This window comes from Cupriavidus sp. 2TAF22 (genome assembly GCF_052115045.1).
Lineage (GTDB): Bacteria > Pseudomonadota > Gammaproteobacteria > Burkholderiales > Burkholderiaceae > Cupriavidus.
In genome coordinates, this window is sequence record NZ_JBFRFX010000005.1 from 248,745 (window position 1) to 269,864 (window position 21,120).

Below are 21,120 nucleotides of genomic sequence, written 5' to 3' on the forward strand. Positions count from 1 at the left end.
TCTCCGTATTTGGGTGGGGGCCAGGGTCAGGTCAGTGCGCTGATGCCCAGGATTTCGCGGCCGATGATCAGGGTCTGGATTTCGGTAGTGCCTTCCGGGATCATGCCGCCGCGCGTGTCGCGGAAGATGCGCTCGATCGGGTAGCCGGTGGCGTAGCCCATGCCGCCATGTACCTGCAACGCCAGATTGGCGACTTCGAACGCGGCCTCGGTGGCGTACAGCTTGGCGATCGAGCATTCCGTGCGCGACGTACCGTTCTGCATCGAGCGCGCGGCGCGGTAGCCCAGCGCCCGCGCGGCCTGCGTGCGCATGGTCATGTCCACGATGTGCTTCTGCACCAGCTGGAAGCCGCCGATCTGGCGCCCGAACTGCTTGCGCTGCAGCGCGTAGTCGATCGACAGGTCCAGCGCGCATTGCGCCGCGCCCACCGCCCCCATGGCCACGTTCAGGCGCCCGAAGTTCAAGCCGATCAGGATCTGGCGCAGGCCCTGGCCTTCCTTGCCCAGCAGGTTGGCGGCCGGGATCTCCGCGTTCTCGAAGGTGAAGGCCGCGGTGCCGGTGCTGCGCGTGAACATGGTCTCCACCGGCGTGGCGCTGTACGGCGTCACGTCGCGCTCCACCAGGAACAGCGACAGCTCGCCGTTGCAGGTATCGCTGAACGTGCGCGCCACCACGATGCCGAAGTCGGCGAACATGCCGTTGGTGATCCACAGCTTGCTGCCGTTGAGCACATAGTGGTCGCCGCGCTTGTCGGCCCGGGTCTTGATCTCGGCCACGTTGGAGCCAACGTCCGGCTCGGAGATCGACACGAAGGTCTTGCGCTCGTTGCGCAGCAGCGGGCGCATGAAGCATTCCTTCTGCGCCTCGGTGCCATAGGCATTGATGATGCCCGCGACGATATTCAGCGTGTTGAGGATGATGCGCAGGGACAGCCAGCAGTAGCCGGCTTCCTCCATCATCACCGCCCAGGTCGGGTAGTCGAGGTCCAGGCCGCCGTCGGCCTCTTTCATGTAACCACCGAAGTAGCCGAAGTCGGCGAGGCCGGTGATTGCTTCCTGCGGGAAGCGCCGCTCCTTCTCCGCCTGGTCGATGCGCGGCGAGATGTGTTCCTTCAGGTAGCGGCGGATGTTCTCGCGCAGCAGGCGCTGGCTGTCGTCCAGGCCGTCGATGTCGACATTGGGATCAACCATAGCGGCCTCCGGTCACGAACAGGGTGGTGCCCGTGATGTAGCGGGCATGCTCCGACGCCATGAAGGCCACCGCGCCGGCGATATCGCTGGTCTGGCCCGGAAAGGTCACGGCGTTCTTGGCCATCACGTTGGCCAGGATGGTGTCGTAGTTGGGCAGGCTCTTGATGTACTCGGTCTCGATGTAGCCCGGGGCGATGGCATTGACCGTCACGCCCTTGCGCGCCTGTTCCAGCGACAGCGCCCGGGTGAAGCCGATGATGCCCGCCTTGGCGGTGGAGTAGTTGGCCTGCCCGGGATTGCCGAACATCGCGCGCGAGCTGATATTGATGATCCGGCCCCAGCCCTTCTCATGCATGAAGGGCAGCGCCGCGCGACAGGTGTGGAACGCGCCCTTGAGCGTGACGTCCAGCACCAGGTCCCAGTCCGATTCTTCCATCTTGAGAATGGTGCGGTCCTTGACCAGGCCGGCGTTGTTGACCAGCACGTCGATGCTGCCGAAGGCTTCCTTGCCGGCGCCGATCATGTTGCGCACCTGGTCTTCCTGGCGCACGTCGCACTGCACGGCAATGGCCTTCCCGCCAGCGAGCCCGATCCCGCCGGCGGTCTCGCGCGCAGCATCCAGGTCCAGGTCCGTGATCACCACGGCCATGCCTTCCTTCGCAAGCATTCGGGCGGTTTCCGCGCCGATGCCGCGTGCCGAGCCGGTGACAACCGCCACGCGACCTTTCAATCCGAGGTCCATGTCTTCTCCTTAGGGGGGTGTGGATTCAATGGTCGGCCAGCAGGGAATCGCGCACTTCGCGCAGGGCCGCCAAATAGGATTCGTGGTGCTTTTCGATACGTTCGGCGGGCCCCGCCACCGAGATGGCGACCGGCCGCTCGCCCAGCCGGGCCGCAACGGCCAGCGCGGTAACGCCTTCGGTGCCTTCGTCATGCGCTTCGTACCAGCCTTGGTCGCGGCCGCGCGTCAGTTGCGCCATCAGCTGGTCGAGGTCCACCACCGTGCTTGCGGTCACGGCCGGCCGCTTGGCGGCTTGCAGCCGTGCGCGGGCATCATCGTCGGTGAGCTGGCCCAGCATGGCCTTGCCCAGTGCAGACGCATGCAGCGCGACGCGCTCGCCAACGTCAAGGATGTAGCGCAGCGGCAGGGGACTCTGTGCCACGGCGACGACGCGCACGGCCTGCGGTTCGAGTACGCCGAAGAAGGCGCTCTCGCTGGTGGCGTGGGACAGCCGCAGTACCGCTGCCTGCGCGCGCTGCGTCAGCGGATCGTGTTCCGCGATCTGGCGCGCAGTCTCGAACAGGCGGCCGGTCGGATAGAAGCGACGCGTGCGCGTGGTCCGCATCAGGTAGCCGAGTGAATGCAGGGTGTGCAACAGGTCCGAGCAACTGCTGTCGGCAACAGCCAGCAGCTTCGCTATCTCGGAATTGGACAAGTCCCGTCTTTCTCGCGCAAAGACTTCGAACACGGCCATGGCGCGGCTTGCCGCGGGAATCTGGACTGGCATATCTGCTCCGAAATATCGAATATGATTACGATATACGGGACAAATGTACGACCCATCGGCGACGTGCGCAAGTCGTTTTTCGAGGGGGCGGAGGATGCTACGATATTTTGTAGGAAAGATGGCCGAGCCGGCAGCCCTCAAAATGAGGACGAATGGGCATATCTGACGCGCATATGCCTCTCCATGTGCGCGACAGGCGGGGGGCGCCGGCGGTCTTGCCGGGCAATCGTCCTGCGGGCATGGGAAGCCGCGTGCGAAAAGCTGGGTGCTCGTAAGGGTGCACGGGTGGCGACACAGCGCTGCCCGGGCGCCGCATCAGGCTATGGGCCGCCGCCGGCAGGCGTGCCGGGCGGCCCCAAGTGCCAGGAGCCTGCCACTGCATGCGCGCAGGCTGCCGCTTCCGTACCGATGGAATGGAACTGCGGGAAGGTCAGGCCGGAAACCCGAAGAGCCGCGCGAAGTCCTGCACGTGCTCCCGTGGCATCCTTGTTTGATTCACCTTGGCTTGCGGGTCTCCGTATCCCATGGACATGCCGAAGGCGGTCACTTCCTCCGGTGGCATGTGCAGATGCGCCGCGATCACGTCATGGAACGGCGCGAAGGAAACCTGCGGGCATGTGTCGATGCCACGCGCTTTCGCGGCGATCATCAGGTTCTGCGCGAACAGGCCGATGTCGATCCAGCTGTGCGGCTTCAATCTGCGGTCGATGCTGAAGATGAGACCCACCGGCGCGCCGAAGAATGAGAAGTTCTGCTCGGTCTGGCGCATGCGCGCCGCGGTGTCGCTGCGATCGATCCCGAGCGAAGCGTAGTAGCGCGCGCCGAAATCGGCCAGTCTCGCGCGGAACACGTCCGGCAACGGCTCAGGGAAGTGGGCGGGCGCGGGTGCGGTCCCGGCGCGGGAGGCGGCGACCAGGGCGCTGGCCAGTTCATCCTTGACCGCGCCGCTGACCACATACACCCGCCAGGGCTGGATATTGGCCCCGCTCGGGGCGGTCGCTGCCTCCTCCAGGATCTCCTGCATGAGTTCCCGGCGAAGCGGCTCAGGCCTGAAGGCGCGAACCGAGCGGCGAGACGTTACGACGGTGGCGACGCATCGCGCGACGGCCTCCTGGGACCATTCCATTGCTGTCTGTACCATGGACTACTCCTGCGGCACGTCGTGGTAGGAAATCCGGCCGGAGGGCAGGAAGAACAGCGCGATCACGGCGCCACCCTTCGCTTCCGGATAGTGGTGACTGCCCGGCGCCGGGGCGGTCCAGCCTCCGGAACACCAGCCATTCGGCCCGTTCAGGGCGGCACCGGGATCCAGCGGAACGACCATGTTGAACTCGCCATAGGGATGACCGTGGTATTGCCCTCTGAACCGATGGTCGGGGTGCCCTTGCTGATTGCCGGTGCTATCCATGTACACCGCTGTGATGCTGAAGTGGAGCGTGCGCTCGGAGGGCTCCGCGATGCGGCTGCGGCGGTAGCTTGGGCCGCCGATCTCGACGTTCGCTGCCCATCCATCCTCCACGCCCTTCCTGACAGAGCAGGACAGCGTCTGGTAGAACTCGCTGTCGGGCCCGTACTTCTCGTTCAACCAGCGCTCGACCGCGGTGCTGGTGGTCAGGTCCTTCACTTCTTCAAGGAAGGGGATGCAGCGCTCGATCAGCGCCTCTCGATCCTGGATGCGGGTTTCGGCCGTCATGGTGTCGTCTCCTGTCAAATGGGCTGGAGGTCATGATGCGCGAACCATGAATTGAATGGAATTGATGTCTCTGCAATTGCATAATGAACGCCATTCAATTGATGGGGCGACATCATGAGCATCGGCCGCACCGACCTGAACCTCTTGAAGGTGTTCGAGGCCGTCTACGAGGAGCGCAATCTGATCCTGGCCGGCAAGCGCCTCAATCTCACGCAATCGGCGGTTAGCCATGCGCTGCGCAGGCTGCGCGAGCTTGTCGGCGACGAGCTTTTCATGCGCATGGGGAAGGGCATGGTGCCGACCGGCCGTGCAACGGCGATGGCGTCAACCCTGCTGGACTCGCTGCGGCGCATCGAGGACGCGCTCGGCGTGGAGCCGTTTTCTCCCGACAAGTCCAGCCGGCGCTTTGTCATCGCGGCGAACGATCACGTCACCGAGGTGATCGTTGCGCCTTTGTCCCGCGAACTGCAAAAGGCCGCCCCGGGCGTCGACCTTGTCATCCGGCCGTCCACGCGGCTGGACCTGGCCGAGCAGATCGACCTGGGACGCATCGATCTTGCCATCGGCATCTTTTCCCAGGTGCCACCCCGCCTGAACTCGCGAACGCTGATGTCGCAGGGAGAGTCCATCTTGATGCGCAAGGGACATCCCGCTTCCCGCCGCAAGCTCACGCTCCGCGACCTGGCGAAGTACCCGCTCGTCACCCTGTCCGTCGGCGGGGAGGAGGAAGGCGCGGTAGGGGGTTTCATCGTTGAGCGTGGCCTCGCGCGCCAGTCGGAGATGTTCGACCGGCGTGCGTTGGAGAAGGCGCTCCTTGAACTGAACGAGGTGCCGCGGCTGAGAGTCACCGTCCCGCACTCGCTCGCCATTCCAGCGCTGCTTCGCGATACGCACATGCTGTCCATCGTGCCCGCGTCCCTCGCCATGGCGCTGACAAGGAGCGGCGACCTGATTCGCCGGCATCCGCCGTACCCGGCTGGAAACGAGACCATGCGTGCGGTCTGGCATGGCCGCGACGACCACGACGTGGGTCACGCCTGGCTGCGCGAGATGATCGCGACGACAGCGCGAGCCGCCGAAGAGGCGCTCGCGTAGCATGGCGGACCCGCACTCAGCCGCCGCCCAGCAGGTCGTGCGCGTCGAGGAGCGCGTAGGCGATCTCCGGCCTGGCTTCGAGGCAGCGGCGTATGGCCGCAGGGATGGCCTGGCGGGTCTTGCGGCACAAACCGGGCTGGTCTTCCACCCGGATGTTGATCCCGCGCATGGTGCGCACTTCGTGGATGCTCGGGGTGATCGTGACGACGAGGCCCAGTTGCGCCTGCATGCGCTGTTCCATTTTCCGCAGGTCGGCAAGGCTGGAGAGGCTTTCCAGGCGCGCAACCAGCTTTTTCTCCTCCTCCTGCGTGAGCATCAGGATCCGGATGTCGGCATGCGGGTCGCCCAGCAGGGCCTCGCGATTGCAGATGCAGGCGCCGGGCGGGCATTCCTTGCGGATGGGAAAGGGGGCGTTCATGTCGTCGGGGCTGCCGGCGCCTCAGCCGGGGAGGGTGCAAGCAGAATATCTTAAGGCAGGATGCCTGAGCCAGGTTCACCCGGGATGCGTTCTCGCCGGGCCGGCACGGCCGGCCGCCAGCGGGAAGCGGGGAAACGGTTTATGCTCGCGTTCGCGCGCCCGCCCCCTGGGCGGATGCGCCAGCCAACTTCCAGCCAAGGACACCCCCATGTCACTTTCGATGTATGAAGTCTCGATCCCGGTGTTCATCCGGGCCTTCGGCAGCCTGTCCGCCATCCTGGACAAGGGCGCGGCGTTCGCGCAGGCGCAGGGCATGGATCCGTCCGACCTGATCCAGACCCGCCTGGTGGCGGACATGGATCCGCTGCCGGCCCAGGTGCAACGCGCCAGCGACGCCGCCAAGGGCTGCGCGGCTCGGCTGGCGGGGATCGAGATGCCGTCGTTCACTGACAACGAGGCCACCTTCCCGGAACTGCAGGAGCGCATCGCCAAGACCGTGGCGTTCCTGAAGACCATCGAGCCGGCCCAGCTCGAAGGCAGCGAGACGCGCACCATCGAGCTCAAGCTGCGCCCGGAGCCGGTCACCTTCGACGGCAAGTCCTACCTGCTGGGCTTTGTGCTGCCGAACTTCTATTTCCATGTGACGACCGCATACGACATCTTGCGCCACAAGGGCGTGCCGGTCGGCAAGCGGGACTATCTCGGCCTGAAATAAGGCAAGTGCAACGAAGCCGCCGCGGCATTTCTGTCGCGGCGGCCTCGCCAGGATCGCGGCGGGCGCCGGATTGTCAGGCGCGCCCGGCCGCCAGCCTGGCGCCGGCCGGGGTTGGCTGCTCGAGCCGGTCCAGGCGCCCGCTCCAGGCCGTCAGGCCCAGCGCCACCAGCACCACCAGCGCGCCGATCCACGGCGTATGCATCAGCCCCAGGTGGGTCACGATCAGGCCGCCGGCCCAGGCCGCGCCGGCAATGCCCAGGTTGAACGCGGCGATATTCAGCCCCGACGCCACGTCCACGGCGCCCGGCGTGAAGCGCTCGGCCTGCTTGACCACATAGACCTGCAGGCCCGGCACATTGCCAAAGGCAACCGCGCCCCAGGCCAGCACCGTGGCCACTACCAGCCAGCGATGCGCGGCGGTGAAGGTCAGTACGAACAACACCAGCGCCAGCAGCAGGAACACGATCTTGAGCGCGGCGATGGGGCCGCGGCGGTCTGCCAGGCGGCCGCCCCAGATATTGCCTGCCGCCACCGAGACTCCGTACACCAGCATCACCAGCCCGACCGCGCCGGCGCTGAAGCCCGACACATCCTGCAGGATCGGCGCGAGGAAGGTGAAGGGGATGAAGGAGCCGCCGTAGCCGATCGCGGTCTTGGCGTAGACCAGCAGCAGGCGTGGCTCGGCCAGCACCCTGGCCTGTTGCAGCAGGGAGGCCGGTGCGCCGCTGCGGATGCCGGCCGGCACGAACATCAGGCTGCCGACGAAGGCGACCAGGCCGAGCGCGGCCACCGCGAGGAAGGTCTCGCGCCAGCCGAAGTGCTGGCCGATGAAGGTGCCGAGCGGTACGCCGGTGACCAGGGCCACGGTAAGGCCGGTGAACATGATGGCGATCGCGCTCGCGGCCTTCTCCTTCGGCACCAGGCTGGTGGCGATGGTCGAGCCGATCGAGAAGAACACGCCGTGGGCCAGGCCGGTCAGCACGCGCGCCAGGATCAGCGATTCATAGCCGGGTGCTTTCCAGGCCAGCAGGTTGCCCAGCGTGAACAGCGCCATCAGCGACACCAGCAGCGCCTTGCGCGGCAGGCGGCCGGTGAGGGCGGTCAGCACCGGCGCGCCGACGGCGACGCCCAGCGCATAGAGGCTGACCAGCAGGCCGGCGGAGGGCAGGGTGATATGGAGATCGGCGGCGATGGTGGGAATCAGGCCGACGATGACGAATTCGGTGGTACCGATGGCGAACGCGCTGATGGTCAGCGCGAGCAGGGCGATGGGCATGGTTGGCTCCGGACATCCGGGAAATTCGGGATGGAGGGAGTGTGCCCGTGCATTTCTTGCCGATTAAGAGGGTGATCTGGATAAGATATTTGATTAGTATTCAACAATGAAGATCACACTCGAAGAACTGCAGGCCTTCGCCACCGTGGTGGACAGCGGCTCCATCACGGCCGCGGCCGAGCAACTGGGGCAGACCGTTTCCGGCATCAGCCGGGCGCTCGGCCGGCTGGAGGACAAGGTCGGCACCACCTTGCTGCACCGGACCACGCGGCGGCTGGCGCTGAGCGAGGAGGGCGAGGCGCTGCTGGCCCATGCGCGCAACATCCTGGCCTCGGTGGATCTGGCCGAGGAGCAGATGGCGGTACGCCGCCAGCGCCCGGCGGGCCGGCTGCGGGTGAACGCGGCGTCGCCTTTCATGCTGCACGTGATCGTGCCGCTGGTAGGAGAGTTCCGCCGCGAGTACCCGGAAATCGAGCTGGAACTGAACACCAACGACCTGATCATCGACCTGCTGGAGCACCGCACCGACGTGGCCATCCGCATCGGCGCGCTGCGCGACTCCACCCTGCATGCCCGCCCCCTGGCCACCAGCCGCGTGCGGGTGCTGGCCAGCCCGGCCTATCTCAAGGCGCGCGGCCGACCGGCATCGGTGGCGGACCTTGCCGCGCATAGCCTGATCGGCTTCAACCAGCCGGAGTCGCTCAACCGCTGGCCGCTGCACGGCGCCATGGGCGAAGAGGTGCAGGTCACGCCGCATCTGGCCGCATCGAGCGGCGAAACCCTGCGCCAGCTTGCGCTGGCCGGGGAGGGCCTGGTGTGCCTGTCGGATTTCATGACCGAAGCGGACCGCCGCCGCGGCGACCTGGTCCAGGTGCTGATGAAGGAGACCATCGAAGAACGGCAGTCGATCAACGCGGTCTATTACCTCAACACGCAGCTATCGGCGCGTATCGCGTGCTTCCTGGACTTCGTCGGCACGCGGCTGCGGGCGGCGGAGTGGGCCAAGGTATAGGCGCGAACGATGCGGCGGCTGGAGCGACTTCGCGACCTGTGCGAAAATAGCGAGTTAGCCGCAGTACCCTGGCCACTGGCCATCGATCATGGGTGGCCGCCTGTTTGCCCGCTTCCCGGCCGCCCCGCGCGCGCGATTGCCTTTGCGGCATCGCCGCCCGCCGGCCGGAATCCGTCCGCCCGGCCGCCGACCGTCTTGCCGCCACCGTGCTTGTCGCATTTTTTTGCAGTATGGATGCCGCATGAATGCCGCATGAATGCCGCATGCCGGCGGCCCATGGCTGGCGCATGATGACTGCATACCCACAAAAACCCATTACCGCTTCACCACCAGCATGACTTACGCCGTCAAGGAAATCTTCTACACACTGCAGGGCGAGGGCGCCAACGCCGGCCGCGCCGCGGTGTTCTGCCGCTTCTCCGGATGCAATCTATGGAGCGGGCGCGAAGAGGACCGGGCGAGCGCGGTCTGCCAGTTCTGCGATACCGATTTCGTCGGCACCGACGGCACCGAAGGCGGCAAGTACCGCACTGCCGAGGCGCTCGCCGACAAGGTCGCGGCGCAGTGGCCGCAGGACGTGGACGCCGGCGGCGCCGGCCGGCCGCTGGTGGTTTGCACTGGCGGCGAGCCATTGCTGCAGCTCGATGCGCCGCTGATCGCAGCGCTGCACGCGCGCGGCTTCGAGATCGCCATCGAAACCAACGGCACCCTGCCGGTGCCGGAGGGGGTCGACTGGGTTTGCGTCAGCCCCAAGATGGGCGCGGAGCTGGTGGTCACGCGCGGCGATGAGCTCAAGGTAGTCATCCCGCAGGATGGCCAGGATTTCGCCGCATACGAGCGGCTTGATTTCCGCCATTTCCTGGTGCAGGCCATGGACGGCCCGCTGGCGCGGCAGAATACGGCGCTCGCGGTCGAGTTCTGCCAGCGCCGCCCGCGCTGGCGCCTCTCGCTGCAGACACACAAGTTGCTAGGTATCCGGTAGTCCCGGCCTTTCGCTCCCGATTCGCCCCGATTCGTTCCGATTCGCCCCGATCACCGTACCCGCACACACCGGCACCCATGAACAAGCAAGTCTCCATTACCCGCCGTCTGGAATTCGACTCCGGCCACCGCATCCCCAACCATGGCGGCCAGTGCCGCAACATCCACGGCCATCGCTATCGCCTGGACCTCACGCTCTCGGGCGAGGTGCTGCGCCGCGCGGGCGCGTCGGACGAGGGCATGATCCTGGATTTCAGCGACATCAAGGCGCTGGCCAACGAGCATCTGGTCGACAAGTGGGACCATGCCTTCCTGATTCATCGCGGCGACACCGCGCTGCTGAATTTCCTGCAGTCCATGGAAGGGCACAAGACGGTCGTGCTGGACGCCATTCCCACCGTGGAAAACCTGGCGCAGATCGCCTTCGACATTCTCTCGCCGGTATTCAAGGATTGCTTCGGCCACCAGTTGCAGCTGACGCGCCTGGTGCTGTTCGAGACGCCGAACTGCTGGGCCGAGGTCAGCGCTTCCCTCAGCCTGCCCGCGCAGGACTGAGGCGTCAGCCAGCCCATGCCAGCCGAGATGAACGCCCCGATCCTGCCGCCCCTGGCAGGCGAAGCAGGCCTCGATCCCGCCGCCGAGCGCGACCGCCGCTATATGCGGGCGGCGCTGGAGGAAGCGCGCCTGGCCGAGGCTGCCGGCGAAGTGCCGGTGGGCGCGGTGGTGGTGTGGAACGATGCCGTCATCGCGCGCGGCCACAACCTGCCGATCCGCTCGGTGGATCCCTCCGCGCATGCCGAAATGCAGGCATTGCGTGCCGCCGCGCAGGTGATCGGCAACTATCGCATGCCGGAGTGCGAGCTGTACGTGACGCTGGAACCATGCGTGATGTGCAGCGGCGCCATCCTCCATGCGCGCATCCGCCACGTGGTGTTCGGCGCCTCGGACCCCAAGACAGGCGCCGCGGGCAGCGTGCTCAACCTGTTCGAGCAGGCGCAGCTCAATCACCAGACCTCCATCGCCGGCGGCGTGCTGGCCGACGAATGCGGGGGCATGCTGAAGGCCTTCTTCGGTGCCAGGCGGCGCGCGCAGAAGGCTGCGCAGAAGGCCGCGCAGCAAGCCGAGCAACAAGCCGAGCAGCAAGGCGTGCCGGCGGCGCAGGCCGCGGGCACTGGCTGCGCCCGCTGCGCGACGGCGGATAATGCCGGCGGCGCCAGCCAGCCTGATTCCAGCCCGGACTCCAGCCCCGTGTTAAGCCCCGTTCCCGGCCCCGCTCCAAGCCCCGATCCCGACGCATGAGCCAGCTCCCCGATCCGATGCCGAACCTCGCCACGCCGCCGACCGAAGTCCGCCTGATTGCGTCCTCGGGCTATCCCCACGACGTCGCCATCGCCGCGCGTGCTGTTGCCTGGCTCAGGCAGCATGGCTTGCACGTCGGCAATCCGGACGTGCTGGCACGCCGCTACCTGCGCTTCGGCGGCACCGACGACGAGCGCCTGGCCGACCTGCATGCCATCGGCACCGGCACGCCGCACGAACTGACGCTGGCCGTGCGCGGCGGCTATGGCATCGCGCGCTTGCTGGAGCGCGTGGACTTTGCCCGCATCGCGGAGCAGGCGCGCGGCGCGTGCACGCCCATCGTGGGTCACAGTGACTTCACGGCTTTCCAGCTGGCCTACCTGGCGGCGTGCGGCGGCGTGACGTTCGCGGGGCCGATGCTGCTGGCCGATTTCGGCGCCGAGCCGGTCGACGCCTTCATGTGGCAGCATTTCCTCGGCGTGATGCATGACCCGGCCTACACCATCGATGTGCAGGCGCCCCAGGCCGGCGGCCAGCCATTCAGCGGCACCGTGTCCGGCACGCTGTGGGGCGGCAACCTGGCCATGCTGTGCAGCCTGCTGGGCACGCGCTTCATGCCGGCCGTCGACGGCGGCATCCTGTTCCTGGAAGACGTCAACGAGCCGCCATACCGCGTCGAGCGCATGCTGCTGCAACTCGACCAGGCCGGCGTGCTGGGGGCGCAGCGCGCCATCGTGCTGGGCGATTTTTCCAACTACCGCGTGACCGACTACGACAATGGCTACGACCTGCCAGCGGTGGTGCGCTACCTGCAGGAGCGCCTGTCCGTGCCGGTGCTGACCGGCCTGCCATTCGGGCACTGTGAGCGCAAGCTGACGCTGCCGGTAGGCGGCCAGGCGCAGTTGAGCGCACGCGAGGATGGTTTTTCGCTGTCCCTCTCGGGCTATCCGGTGTTGAAAGCGGGGGCTTGCGCCCCTATCTGAAGGCTGGCGCTTCTTTAGCGCGCTCGCGGATGGTAAAATTACGGGTTATTTCCCGGTTTCCTGTCCGGGCTCCAGTGCTTGCCGGCCATCGGCCCGCAAGCCGGGGCCGCATGCCGATGCCATGCCGCTGCACTTGTGGCGCCATCGCCGCACGGGCACTGCCGCCGGCATCGCCGCGCGCCATGCGCGCGCCAGTTTCGCGCCCCATCATTCATACAAGGTTCCAGACGTGCTTTCTACCGCAAACATCACCATGCAGTTCGGCCCCAAGCCGTTGTTCGAGAATATCTCGGTCAAGTTCGGCGAGGGCAACCGCTACGGCTTGATCGGCGCGAACGGCTGCGGCAAGTCCACCTTCATGAAGATCCTCGGTGGCGACCTGGAGCCGTCGGGCGGCAACGTCATGCTGGAGCCGGGCGTGCGCCTGGGCAAGCTGCGCCAGGACCAGTTCGCCTATGAAGACATGCGCGTGCTGGACGTGGTCATGATGGGCCATACCGAGATGTGGGCCGCCGCCGCCGAGCGCGACGCCATCTACGCCAACCCGGAAGCCACCGACGAAGACTACATGAAGGCCGCCGAGCTGGAGGCCAAGTACGCCGAGTACGACGGCTACACCGCCGAGGCGCGTGCGGGCGAGCTGTTGCTGGGCGTGGGCATTCCCACCGACCAGCACCAGGGCACCATGAGCAACGTCGCGCCCGGCTGGAAGCTGCGGGTGCTGCTGGCGCAGGCGCTGTTCTCGAACCCGGACGTGCTGCTGCTCGATGAGCCGACCAACAACCTGGACATCAACACCATCCGCTGGCTGGAGGAAGTGCTCAACGAGCGCAACTCCACCATGATCATCATTTCCCACGATCGCCACTTCCTGAACTCCGTGTGCACGCACATGGCCGACATGGACTACGGCACGCTCAAGGTCTATCCGGGCAACTACGACGACTACATGGAAGCCTCCATGCAGGCGCGTGAGCGCCAGATGGCGGCAAATGCGCGCGCCAAGGAGCGCATCGGCGAACTGCAGGACTTCGTGCGCCGCTTCTCGGCCAACAAGTCCAAGGCACGCCAGGCCACCTCGCGCCTCAAGCAGATCGACAAGATCAAGGTCGAGGACATCAAGCCCTCGTCGCGCCAGAACCCCTTCATCCGCTTCGAGTTCGAGAAGAAGCTGCACAACCTGGCGGTGGAAGCGGACGGCATCACCAAGACCTACGACCGCAAGATCATCAACAACCTGTCGATGGCCATCCAGGCCGGCGAGCGCGTGGCCATCATCGGCGAGAACGGCGCCGGCAAGACCACGCTCCTGCGCAGCCTGCTGAACAATGCCGTGCAGAACGGCGTGCAGCGCGGCGTGGAAGTGGATCGCGGCACGATCAAGTGGGCCGAGAACGCCAACGTCGGCTACATGCCGCAGGATACCTACGAGGAATTCCCGGCCGACCGCGACCTGATGGACTGGATGAGCCAGTGGACCCAGGCCGGCGACGACGACCAGTCGCTGCGCGGCACCATGGGCCGCCTGCTGTTCTCGGCCGACGACATCAAGAAATCGGTCAAGGTGCTGTCCGGCGGCGAGAAGGGCCGCATGATCTGGGGCAAGCTGATGCTGGGCCGGCACAATGTGATGGCGCTCGACGAGCCGACCAACCACATGGACATGGAATCGATCGAATCGCTGCAGATCGCGCTCGACAAGTACACCGGCACCCTGATCTTCGTCTCGCACGACCGCGTGTTCGTCAGCGGCCTGGCCACGCGCGTGATCGAAGTGCGAACCGACGGCACGCTGACCGACTACCTGGGTACGTATGACGAGTACCTGGAGTCGCAAGGCATCGACGGCTAAGCGCGTCGCGCCGGCTCCGCCAGCCAGGCGGCAAGCGCAGGAAGAAATGGGCCGCCAAGTTCAGTGCGGCCCTTTTCCATTCTGTTGCGAAGTGCGCACTGCTGCCGCGCCGCGTGCCTGTGCTCAGGCGTGCGCCTGCGCCTGTCCCTCGTCGCGCGTCATCTTGTCGAGCTGGTCGATGATGGCGGCCGCGGTGATCTCGCCCTTGGCCTTGCGCAGGGCCGCGTACAGCGTGTCGCGCAGCGCCATCAGCTCAGCCGGGCTGGCGGCCTTCTCGACCTTGACCTGCAGCATGTAGCCGCGCAGGCCGAGATGATGTCCGATGACATCCGTATAGAAGTGATAAAGCGCCTGGTAGCTGCCGGTGCCCTTGCTGTCGCCCGCATCGCCGCCATCGCCCGCACCGCGGCTGGCGTAGATGGAAAAGACGCTGTCGGCATGGCCGGCGGGGCCGCTTGCGCCGGTTGTCGCCGGCTCGGGCAGGTCCTGGGCGTCCCGGGCAGGTGCGTCCGGCGGCGCGGCGTCCCCGGTGCCGATCAGGCCGGCTTCGAGCAAGGCTTCGAGGGCCTCGGGGCCCACGCCCATGCCGCCGGTCTGGGCCAGCAGATCGCTGCGCCGGCGTTCGCCGTTGACGATCAGCAGCAGGGCGCGCGTCTTGTGGTCGAGTCTGCGCGCGCGCGTGCGGATCTCGTCCTGGCCCTGCTCGGTCTTGTGGAACACCGGGTCGGTCATGTCTCTTTGCTCTCCCTTGTTGTGCGCCGGCAGCGGCATGCGGCGCGCTGTGCCGGGGTTCGGCTCGTCGTCGGCCGATTATCGCCACGTTGTGCGGGGCGGCTGGCGCACCGCAAAAAACCGAGGCGCCAAACCGCTCTACAATGTGGAGCACCATAAAAGTAACAAAATTTGCACCCGCCTATTCACCCAACTGAAAACTGTGGCCATGCAACAACGAGACAAACTTTTTATCAACGGTAAGTGGGTCGCGCCTCATGGCACCGGCCATATCGACGTCATCCATTCCACCACCGAAGCCGTCATGGGCCGCATCCCCGAAGGGCATGCGCGCGATGCCGAGGATGCCATCCAGGCTGCCCGCGCCGCCTTCGACGCCTGGTCGGCCACGCCGCCCAGCGTGCGCGCGGGATATATCCGCAAGGTTGCGGAGGGCCTCAAGGAACGCAGCGAGGAACTGGCGCAACTGATCGCGGGTGAAGTCGGCATGCCGATCAAGCTGGCCCGCGCGATCCAGGTCGGCGGCCCGGTCTACAACTGGGCGCAGGCTGCCAAGCTGGTGGAGAGCTTCGCCTTCGAGGAGGAGGTCGGCAATTCGCTGGTGGTGCGTGAGCCGGTCGGCGTGGTGGCGGCCATCACGCCGTGGAACTATCCGCTCAATCAGATCACGCTCAAGGTGGCGCCGGCACTGGCGGCCGGCTGCACCGTCGTGCTCAAGCCGTCCGAAGTGGCGCCGCTCAACGCCTTCGTGCTGGCCGAGGTGATCGAAGCCGCCGGCCTGCCGCCGGGCGTGTTCAACCTGGTCACCGGCTTCGGCCCCGTCGTGGGCGAAGTGCTGGCCAGCCACGCCGAGGTGGACATGGTGTCGTTTACCGGCTCCACGCGTGCCGGCAAGCGCGTCTCCGAGCTGGGCGCGCAGAGCGTCAAGCGCGTGGCGCTGGAGCTGGGCGGCAAGTCCGCCTCGGTGATCCTCGACGACGCGGACATGGCGGCCGCGGTGAAGGGCACCATCAACGCCTGCTTCCTCAATTCCGGGCAGACCTGCTCGGCCCACACCCGCATGCTGGTGCCGCGCGGCCGCTACGACGAAGTCAAGGCGATCGCCAAGCAGGTGGCCGATGCCTTCACCGTGGGCGACCCGCTGCAGGAAACCAGCCGCCTGGGCCCGCTGATTTCCGCTACGCAGAAAGAGCGCGTGAACAGCTATATCCAGCGCGGCCTCAACGAAGGCGCCGAACTGGTGGCGGGCGGGCCTGAAGCGCCCGCGGGGCTGGACAAGGGCTTCTTCGTCAAGCCGACCGTGCTCGGCAATGTCGACCCCAAGGCCACCGTTGCCCAGGAAGAGATCTTCGGCCCGGTGCTGTCGATCATCTGCTACGACACGGAGGAAGACGCCGTGCGCATCGCCAACGACAGCATCTACGGGCTGGGCGGCGGGGTGTGGTCGGGCGACGAAGCGCGCGCCATCCGCGTGGCTCGCCGCATCCGCACGGGCCAGGTCGACATCAACGGCGGCCCGTTCAACATGCAGGCGCCGTTCGGCGGCTACAAGCAGTCCGGCAACGGGCGCGAAGCCGGCAAGTACGGGCTGGAGGAATTCCTCGAGTACAAGTCGCTGCAGTTGAGGAAGCCGGCGGCCTGAAGCGCCCGGCCTTGATCGGCGCGGGGCAGGGCGCGCAATCCGGCGTCACTGCCCGCAGCAGGGAAGCATGCCCGGCAGGTCCGGGCATTTTTCATGGGCGCGGGTGCTTGCCCTGGCGGTGCCTGCTTCGGCGATAATGCCGGGGTTCCGACCGCTGGCCGGCCCGCTTCGCCATGCGAGCAAAGGCCGGCGCGGCGCAAGGCGACAAGAGACAAGAGACAGCAGCACTGGGACAAAAACATAAATAACCGCGGGCGCTGCGTGCCGTCACGCGGAGGAGAGGGATCGATGCGCTGGTTCAAACGGCTGGCCTGGCTGGTATTGGCGCTGGCGGCGCTGCTGCTGGCCGGCGCGCTCGGCGGCTACGTGTGGTACCGGCAGGCGTCGCAACCACAGACCGCGGGCACGCTGAGCCTGCCGGGGCTGCGCGAGCGCGTCTCCATCGTCAGGGACCGTCACGATGTACCCCACATCAAGGCAGCCAACGTAGAGGACGCCTACTACGCGCTCGGCTTCGTGCACGCGCAGGACCGCTTGTGGCAACTGCAGATGAACAAGCGCATCGTGTCGGGGCGCCTGGCCGAGATCATCGGGCCGCAAGCACTCGATGCCGACCGCTTCCTGCGCACGCTCGGCGTGCGACGCAATGCCGAGGCCATCCTGGCCAGCTCCACGCCCGCGACGCGCGCCGCGCTGCAAGCCTATGCCGACGGGGTCAACGCCTATATCGACACGCGCAAGGGCCCGCTGCCGCCGGAGTTCGTGCTGCTGCGCACGAAGCCCGAACACTGGGAGCCGGCCGATACGCTGGCCTGGCAGACCATGATGGCGTGGGACCTGGGCGGCAACTGGACGCAGGAGACGCTGCGCATGCGGCTGGCGCAGGTGTTGCCGGTCGCGCGCATCAATGAACTGCTGGCGCCGTATCCGGGCGATCGGGCGCCGCGCACCATGGACTACGGCAACCTCTACCGGCACCTGGCGCCGCTGGCCACCGCCATGGCGCGCGTCGAACAGCAGGCCCCGCCCGGCTACGTGGAGGGCATGGGCTCGAACAACTGGGTGGTATCGGGCGCCCATACGCGCTCGGGCAAGCCGCTGCTGGCCAACGATCCGCACCTGGGCCTGCAGGCGCCGGCGCTGTGGTACTTCGCGCAACTGCAGGCGCCGGGGCTGGATGTCAGCGGTGCCACGCTGCCTGGCACGCCGCTGGTGGTGCTGGGGCATAACCAGCGCATTGCCTGGGGCTTCACCAATACCGCGCCCGATGTGCAGGACCTGTATATCGAACGAATCCAGCCCGGCAGCACCCGGCGCTACCAGACGCCGGACGGCTGGGCCGATTTCACGGTGCGCAGCGAGACCATCCGCGTCAAGGGCGCGCCCGACGTGACCCTGAGCGTGCGCGAGACGCGCCACGGGCCGGTGATTTCCGACGTGGCCGAACCCGTCTCCGCCGCCGCGGCGCCGCTCGGCGCGCAGTTCGTGGTGGCCTTCCAGTGGACCGCGCTGCGCGCCGACGACCGCACCTTCCAGGCCGGGCTCGCGCTGAACCGGGCCACCGGCTGGGACAGCTTCCTGGCGGCACTGCGCGATTTCCATTCGCCGCAGCAGAACATCGTCTACGCGGACGTGGACGGCAATATCGGCTTCATCGCGCCGGGCCGTGTGCCGCTGCGCCGTGCCGACAACGACCTGAAGGGGCTGGCGCCGGCGCCGGGCTGGGATGCGCGCTACGACTGGAATGGCTTCATTCCCTTCGATCAGTTGCCGCGCCGCTTCAATCCGCCCGAAGGCGTCATCGCCACGGCCAACCACAAGATCGTGGAGGACGATTACCCGTACTTCCTGACCAGCGAATGGACCGTGCCCTATCGTTACCAGCGCATCCGCACCCTGCTGGACGCGACCGAACGGCACACCATGGACAGCTTTGGCGCGATCCAGAAAGACACGCTCTCGCTGGCGGTGCGCGATGCCTTGCCGCTGCTGCTGGCGGCGCCCTTCGCCGGCGGCCCGGCGCTGCCCGCGCGCGAGCGCGCGCTGCTCGAGTCGTTGCGCCAGTGGGACGGCGACATGCAGCCCGGGCTGGCGCAGCCGCTGGTGGCGACGGCCTGGCTGCGCGAGCTGTCGCGGGTGCTGTTCGAGGACAAGGTGGGCGACGCCGTGTTCAATCGCCTGTGGGAGCAGCGCAACGTGCAGCAGCCCATGCTCAACGTGCTGCGCAACCCCCGCGGGCTCGGCGCATTCTGGTGCGACGACAGCACCACGCCGGCCCACGAAGACTGCGATGACGCCATCGCCAAGGCATGGCGCCGCGCCATTGCCGATCTGGACCAGCGCTACGGAGACAAGCCCGAGCGCTGGCAATGGGGCATGGCGCACGCTGCGCGCTCCGAGCACAAGCCCTTCGGCAAGCATCCCTACCTGGCGGGCCTGTTCAACGTGAAGGTGCCGAGCGGCGGCGACACCTACACGGTCAATGTGGGGCGCCACAACCTGCGCGACGAAGCGGCGCCGTTCGAGAGCGTGCATGCGGCCAGCCTGCGTGCCATCTACGATCTCTCCGACCTGGCCGAATCGCGGTTCATGGATTCCACCGGGCAGTCGGGCAACGTGATGTCCACCCACTACCGCGACTGGACCGACAAATGGGCCTCGGTGCAATACATCACCATGGCCCCCGGGCGGCGCGCGCCGGGCAACGAAGTCTTCGATACGCTGGTGCTCAAGCCGGAGGGCGGCGCGCGCTGAGCGGGGCGGCTGGCCGCGGCGCGCGGCATGTCATGGCGCGAGCCGTTGCCGGCTTGCGCCGCAAGCCATTAAGATCGGTGCTTTGCATCGTCCAGACGGGACCGCCATGACCCAAGCCAGGTTCACCACCCATGTCATACAGCACGTCGCATTCGAAGACGCCGGCGTGCTGGGCGACGCCCTGCGCGAGCGCGGGCACGCCCTGCAAGTGCTGCGCGCGGGTATCGACGACCTGAGCGTGGTCGCCGCGCAGCCTGCCGACCTGCTGGTTGTGCTCGGCGGCCCGATCGGCGTATACGAGAACGAGGCCTATCCGTGGCTGGATGCCGAAATCGACATCATCCGCGCGCGGCTCGAAGGCGGGCGGCCGGTGATCGGGGTCTGCCTGGGCGCGCAGCTGATCGCGCGTGCGTGCGGCGCGCGGGTCTACCCGGGCACGCGGGAAATCGGCTGGGCGCCGATCCAGCCTACCGCGGCCGGGCGTGACTCGGCGCTGGCGGAACTGGAGAGCGCCGGCTGGAACGTGCTGCACTGGCACGGCGATACCTTCGACCTGCCCGCCGGCGCGCAACTGCTGGCCTCCACGGCCGCGGTGCCGCACCAGGCCTACGCCATCGGCCGCCAGGTCCTGGCGCTGCAGTTCCATCCCGAGGCCCGTCCGGCGGAGCTGGAAGGCTGGCTGATCGGGCATACCGTCGAGCTCGGCAAGGCGGGTATCGATCCGCGCGAGATCCGTGCGCGTACGGCGGAGATCGGCGCGGATGTGGCTGCGGCGGGGCGCCGCATGTTCGGGCGCTGGCTGGGAGAGGCCGGCTTGTGAGCGGGTTTGCCGCAACGCCGGCGCTGGTCACCCGCATCGACGAGGTCCTGCTCGGCGCCGTGCGGCCCTTCGGGCCCAAGGGCGTGCCCAGCGGCATCGACAAGCGGCCGGCGGCGGGCGTGGTGCGCGTCACCAGGCTCGGCCTTGCCGGCGACGGGCAGGGCGACCCCCGGCATCACGGCGGCCCCGAAAAAGCGCTCCACCACTATGCCTTCGACCACTACGCGGCCTGGCGGCGGGAGCTTGCGCCGCTGTCCGCTGCCGCCGCCGGGTTGCTGTCGCTGCCCGGGGCGTTCGGCGAGAACCTGAGCAGCGCCGGCCTTACCGAGAAAGAGGTCTGTATCGGCGACCGCTACCGCCTCGGCACGGCGCTGGTCGAAGTGTCGCAGGCGCGCCAGCCCTGCTGGAAGCTGAACCACCGTTTCGGCCACGCTGGCATGGCGCGGGCGGTCCAGCAAAGCTTGCGCACCGGCTGGTATTACCGGGTGCTGGAAGAGGGTGACGCGGGGGGCGGGGACTGCCTTGCGCTGGTCGAGCGGCCATGCCCCGGCTGGAGCCTGCATCGCTTGCTGCATGTGCTGTACGTGGATCGGCTCGATACGGTGGCGCTGGCCGATATGGCGGTACTGCCATCACTTGCCGAAAGCTGGCGCAAGCTGGCTCGCCAGCGGCTGGAACGGCGCGAAGTCGAGGATATGGAGCGGCGGCTGGCGGGCGGCTGAGCCCGGGGGCAGGAGGAGGAAAGCTCAGTTGCGGCAGAAGCGGCGCGCGGTGCCCTCGCGCGTGATGCGCTCCCAGACGGCCTGCTTTTCCGTGTCGTCCAGGAAGACCCAGTTGCTGACTTCCATCGCGGTGCGGCCGCAGCCCTGGCAGATTTCGTCGAACAGGGTCGAGCAGATGCCGATGCAGGGGCTGTCGGGGCGGTCGGACAGATTGTCGTCGCGGCGGGTGTCGGGAGAGCCGGCGGGAGAGCCGGCGGGCGATGCTGGCTGGCGGGTGTCTTGCGGGTTTGACGGCATGCGGCGGTGAGGCGGGGCGGATGGCCGCACATTATAAACGGCGGCGGGCATGATCCCCGGTCGCGCGGCGTGCGGCGACGCAATGCCGGCGGCCGGATGCCGGCGATGACGGATCCTGATTACCTGCCACG

At 67.3% G+C, this 21,120-nt stretch carries 21 protein-coding genes; 12 read left to right on the plus strand and 9 right to left on the minus strand.

Features of this window, described 5'->3' with window-relative positions:
• Positions 1–26 precede the first annotated feature (26 nt).
• The 5 genes from AB4Z48_RS08865 to AB4Z48_RS08885 all read right to left on the minus strand — a co-directional run bounded on the left by AB4Z48_RS08865 (position 27) and on the right by AB4Z48_RS08885 (position 4,391).
• A complete protein-coding gene (locus tag AB4Z48_RS08865) occupies positions 27–1,190 on the minus strand; it encodes an acyl-CoA dehydrogenase family protein (protein WP_441613543.1) in 1,164 nt (387 codons plus the stop codon).
• Positions 1,183–1,932, minus strand: coding sequence for an SDR family NAD(P)-dependent oxidoreductase (locus AB4Z48_RS08870; protein ID WP_441613544.1), 750 nt, complete (start codon positions 1,930–1,932; stop codon positions 1,183–1,185). Before AB4Z48_RS08870 ends, AB4Z48_RS08865 begins: the two co-directional genes overlap by 8 nt.
• A 25-nt stretch (positions 1,933–1,957) precedes the next feature.
• Positions 1,958–2,698, minus strand: a complete 741-nt coding sequence (locus AB4Z48_RS08875) for an IclR family transcriptional regulator (protein ID WP_441613545.1) — start codon at positions 2,696–2,698, stop codon at positions 1,958–1,960.
• A gap of 430 nt (positions 2,699–3,128) precedes the next feature.
• Positions 3,129–3,839, minus strand: coding sequence for a nitroreductase (locus AB4Z48_RS08880; RefSeq protein ID WP_441613546.1), 711 nt, complete (start codon positions 3,837–3,839; stop codon positions 3,129–3,131).
• Positions 3,840–3,842: 3 nt separating this feature from the next.
• Positions 3,843–4,391, minus strand: coding sequence for a 4-hydroxylaminobenzoate lyase (locus AB4Z48_RS08885; protein ID WP_441613547.1), 549 nt, complete (start codon positions 4,389–4,391; stop codon positions 3,843–3,845).
• A 114-nt stretch (positions 4,392–4,505) separates the two neighbouring features.
• Here AB4Z48_RS08885 and AB4Z48_RS08890 point away from each other — a divergent pair, with 114 nt between their 5' ends.
• Positions 4,506–5,486 (plus strand): LysR substrate-binding domain-containing protein, encoded by a 981-nt coding sequence (locus AB4Z48_RS08890; RefSeq protein WP_441613548.1) that lies wholly within the window; start codon positions 4,506–4,508, stop codon positions 5,484–5,486.
• Positions 5,487–5,502: 16 nt separating this feature from the next.
• Here the strand turns inward: AB4Z48_RS08890 and AB4Z48_RS08895 are convergent, their stop codons facing one another.
• A complete protein-coding gene (locus AB4Z48_RS08895) occupies positions 5,503–5,904 on the minus strand; it encodes a hypothetical protein (RefSeq protein ID WP_441613549.1) in 402 nt (133 codons plus the stop codon).
• A 208-nt stretch (positions 5,905–6,112) separates the two neighbouring features.
• On the opposite strand from AB4Z48_RS08895, the gene AB4Z48_RS08900 reads away from it, so the two are divergent.
• Positions 6,113–6,619 carry a DUF1993 domain-containing protein gene (locus AB4Z48_RS08900; RefSeq protein WP_441613550.1) on the plus strand — a complete coding sequence of 169 codons (507 nt, stop codon included), beginning with the start codon at positions 6,113–6,115 and terminating at the stop codon, positions 6,617–6,619.
• A gap of 73 nt (positions 6,620–6,692) precedes the next feature.
• Here AB4Z48_RS08900 and AB4Z48_RS08905 read toward each other — a convergent pair whose 3' ends face one another.
• Positions 6,693–7,895: an MFS transporter gene (locus AB4Z48_RS08905; protein WP_441613551.1), complete on the minus strand. Its 1,203-nt coding sequence runs from the start codon at positions 7,893–7,895 to the stop codon at positions 6,693–6,695.
• A gap of 106 nt (positions 7,896–8,001) precedes the next feature.
• On the opposite strand from AB4Z48_RS08905, the gene AB4Z48_RS08910 reads away from it, so the two are divergent.
• From AB4Z48_RS08910 to AB4Z48_RS08935, 6 genes are all read left to right on the plus strand, one after another.
• On the plus strand, positions 8,002–8,907 hold the full coding sequence (locus AB4Z48_RS08910; protein ID WP_441613552.1) for a LysR substrate-binding domain-containing protein: 906 nt from the start codon (positions 8,002–8,004) through the stop codon (positions 8,905–8,907).
• A gap of 334 nt (positions 8,908–9,241) precedes the next feature.
• Entirely contained in the window at positions 9,242–9,889 is a 648-nt protein-coding gene (gene queE / locus AB4Z48_RS08915) for a 7-carboxy-7-deazaguanine synthase (protein ID WP_441613553.1), read from the plus strand.
• Positions 9,890–9,966: 77 nt separating this feature from the next.
• Positions 9,967–10,443, plus strand: a complete 477-nt coding sequence (gene queD / locus AB4Z48_RS08920) for a 6-carboxytetrahydropterin synthase QueD (protein WP_441613554.1) — start codon at positions 9,967–9,969, stop codon at positions 10,441–10,443.
• 27 nt (positions 10,444–10,470) lie between these two features.
• Positions 10,471–11,187 carry a tRNA adenosine(34) deaminase TadA gene (gene tadA, locus AB4Z48_RS08925; protein WP_441613555.1) on the plus strand — a complete coding sequence of 239 codons (717 nt, stop codon included), beginning with the start codon at positions 10,471–10,473 and terminating at the stop codon, positions 11,185–11,187.
• Positions 11,184–12,170 carry a muramoyltetrapeptide carboxypeptidase gene (gene ldcA / locus AB4Z48_RS08930; protein WP_441613556.1) on the plus strand — a complete coding sequence of 329 codons (987 nt, stop codon included), beginning with the start codon at positions 11,184–11,186 and terminating at the stop codon, positions 12,168–12,170. The genes tadA and ldcA overlap by 4 nt, the downstream gene beginning before the upstream one ends.
• Before the next feature lie 229 nt (positions 12,171–12,399).
• Positions 12,400–14,022, plus strand: coding sequence for an ABC-F family ATPase (locus tag AB4Z48_RS08935; RefSeq protein ID WP_441613557.1), 1,623 nt, complete (start codon positions 12,400–12,402; stop codon positions 14,020–14,022).
• Positions 14,023–14,145: 123 nt separating this feature from the next.
• Here AB4Z48_RS08935 and AB4Z48_RS08940 read toward each other — a convergent pair whose 3' ends face one another.
• Positions 14,146–14,754, minus strand: a complete 609-nt coding sequence (locus AB4Z48_RS08940) for a hypothetical protein (RefSeq protein ID WP_441613558.1) — start codon at positions 14,752–14,754, stop codon at positions 14,146–14,148.
• A 208-nt stretch (positions 14,755–14,962) separates the two neighbouring features.
• Here AB4Z48_RS08940 and AB4Z48_RS08945 point away from each other — a divergent pair, with 208 nt between their 5' ends.
• From AB4Z48_RS08945 to AB4Z48_RS08960, 4 genes are all read left to right on the plus strand, one after another.
• Positions 14,963–16,396 carry an aldehyde dehydrogenase family protein gene (locus AB4Z48_RS08945; RefSeq protein WP_441613559.1) on the plus strand — a complete coding sequence of 478 codons (1,434 nt, stop codon included), beginning with the start codon at positions 14,963–14,965 and terminating at the stop codon, positions 16,394–16,396.
• A gap of 288 nt (positions 16,397–16,684) precedes the next feature.
• A complete protein-coding gene (locus tag AB4Z48_RS08950) occupies positions 16,685–19,150 on the plus strand; it encodes a penicillin acylase family protein (protein WP_441613560.1) in 2,466 nt (821 codons plus the stop codon).
• A gap of 106 nt (positions 19,151–19,256) precedes the next feature.
• Positions 19,257–19,970, plus strand: a complete 714-nt coding sequence (locus AB4Z48_RS08955) for a glutamine amidotransferase (protein WP_441613561.1) — start codon at positions 19,257–19,259, stop codon at positions 19,968–19,970.
• Positions 19,967–20,692: an MOSC domain-containing protein gene (locus tag AB4Z48_RS08960; protein WP_441613562.1), complete on the plus strand. Its 726-nt coding sequence runs from the start codon at positions 19,967–19,969 to the stop codon at positions 20,690–20,692. Before AB4Z48_RS08955 ends, AB4Z48_RS08960 begins: the two co-directional genes overlap by 4 nt.
• A gap of 24 nt (positions 20,693–20,716) precedes the next feature.
• Here AB4Z48_RS08960 and AB4Z48_RS08965 read toward each other — a convergent pair whose 3' ends face one another.
• Positions 20,717–20,902 carry a DUF1289 domain-containing protein gene (locus AB4Z48_RS08965; RefSeq protein WP_441613579.1) on the minus strand — a complete coding sequence of 62 codons (186 nt, stop codon included), beginning with the start codon at positions 20,900–20,902 and terminating at the stop codon, positions 20,717–20,719.
• Positions 20,903–21,120: the final 218 nt, after the last annotated feature.